The sequence below is a fragment of the Mycolicibacterium arseniciresistens genome (assembly GCF_030519285.1).
Lineage (GTDB): Bacteria > Actinomycetota > Actinomycetes > Mycobacteriales > Mycobacteriaceae > Mycobacterium > Mycobacterium arseniciresistens.
The window spans coordinates 1-1967 of the sequence record NZ_JAUMSQ010000351.1 but is presented as its reverse complement, the minus strand read 5'-3'; the positions used below and the strand labels follow the sequence as shown (position 1 = coordinate 1967).

The window sequence follows — 1967 nt, the reverse complement described above, 5'->3', positions numbered from 1 at the left end:
GGTCGGGGCGCCGCGAGCGCCCGCGCTGGTGCGGCCGGAGCTTGCCCGGGGGTGGCTGGCGTTGGCGCGGGATCCGTGGCCACTGCTCGGGCTCGCCGCGGTCGAGTCGGATGCGGTCGACGGTGATCTGATGGCTCGGCGCGACAGGAGTTTCGCGCCGGTCCAGGAGCACTACTACCGCCGGCCGCCGCGGATCGAGCGGGGCTGGCGGCACTTCTTGATGTCGACGTCGGGGCGCTGTTACCTGGACATGGTCAACAATGTGACGGTGCTGGGGCATGCGCACCCGCGGGTGGCCGATGCCGCGGCGCGGCAGTTGCGCAAGCTGAACACCAACTCGCGGTTCAACTATGAGGCGGTGGTCGAGTTCAGCGAGCGGCTCGCGGCGACGCTGCCGGAGCCGCTGGACACCGTGTTCCTGGTGAACTCGGGGTCGGAGGCCAGTGATCTGGCGATGCGGCTGGCACTGGCGGCGACGGGTAGGCGCGACGTGGTGGCGGTGCGGGAGGCCTATCACGGGTGGACGTATGCGACGGACGCGGTGTCGACGTCGACGGCGGACAATCCCAATGCGGTTGCCACGCGGCCGGACTGGGTGCACACCGTCGACTCGCCGAACAGCTTTCGCGGGACGTACCGCGGCGAGGATGTCAGCCGTTACGCGGCCGACGCCGTGGCCCGGATCGAACAGCTCGTCGCCGAGGGTAGGCCACCCGCGGCGTTCATCTGTGAGGCGGTCTACGGGAACGCCGGCGGAATGGCGCTGCCGGACGGGTACCTCGAGCAGGTGTACGCGGCGCTGCGCGGGGCGGGCGGCTTGGCGATCGCCGACGAGGTGCAGGTCGGCTATGGCCGACTCGGCCACTGGTTCTGGGGTTTTCAGCAGCAGGGCGTGGTGCCGGACATCGTGTCGATGGCGAAGTCGACCGGCAACGGGTCACCGCTCGGGGCGGTGGTGACCAGCAGAGCCGTTGCCGAAGCCTTCAGGTCGCAGGGCTACTTCTTCTCCTCGACCGGCGGCAGTCCGGTGTCGTGCGCGATCGGCATCGCCGTGCTGGATGTGCTGCGCGACGAGGCCCTGCAGCAGAATGCGGCGGATGTCGGCGCGCACCTCAAGGCACGGTTGCAGGAACTGCAGAGCCGGCATCCGATCATCGGCACGGTGCACGGGATCGGGTTGTACCTCGGCGTCGAGATGATCCGCGATCCGGAATCGTTGGCGCCGGCCAAGGAGGAGACGGCCGCGATCTGCGAGCGGATGCTCGAACTCGGGGTGATCATCCAGCCGACCGGCGACCATTCGAACATTTTGAAGACGAAGCCGCCGTTGTGCATCGACGTCGAATCCGCCGACTTCTACGTGGACACGCTTGATCGCGTGCTCACCGAGGGGTGGTAACCGCTCCCGCTAGAAGGGTGGTGGTTCGTCGCCGGGTTGCGGTGGTGGCTTGGGGGCGAACAGTGCGTCGAGTGCTTGTCGGCGGGCGCGGCGGCGGGCTTCGCGGTGTTCGCGGTTCTGTTGGCGTTCGGCGGCGACGCGGGCGGCCTTGTTCTGGGCTCGGGTCCGTTGGCGTTTGGGCATCATCGCGGTGCGTTCACCGTATGGGTCGTCGGGTCGCGGTGTGACAACTGCGGCGGCCGTCGGTGCGCAGAGGCTGGGAAACAGCAGCGCCGCTCCCGGTCTGGTGGTGTAGGTCTGGCCCGCGGGGCTGGTCCAGATCACGGTGCCGTCGCGGTGCTGTTGGTCGTGCCAGCCCCAGAACGTCTTGATCAAATGATGCAGGCGGCACAGGCATTTGAGGTTCGACGCCTGGGTGGGCCCGCCTTGGCTGTAGGGGATGGTGTGGTCAATGTCGGTGCTGAACGCCGCCACGTCGCAGCCCGGGAACCGGCAGCCCATGTCGCGGCACCGCACGAACTCCGCCAGATTGCGCGACGGGGTGTAGCGCGGTTCGGGAGCGGCGTCA

Annotated in this window: 2 protein-coding genes; one reads left to right on the top strand and one right to left on the bottom strand. The window is 68.6% G+C overall.

Annotated features, from left to right (window positions below):
* Positions 1 to 1399 (top strand): aminotransferase class III-fold pyridoxal phosphate-dependent enzyme (locus tag Q2100_RS28095; RefSeq protein ID WP_302916682.1); only part of this gene is annotated, 1399 nt, incomplete at its 5' end.
* A gap of 9 nt (positions 1400 to 1408) precedes the next feature.
* Here the strand turns inward: Q2100_RS28095 and Q2100_RS28090 are convergent.
* A partial coding sequence (locus tag Q2100_RS28090; protein WP_302916681.1) for an HNH endonuclease signature motif containing protein occupies positions 1409 to 1967 on the bottom strand: 559 nt, incomplete at its 5' end.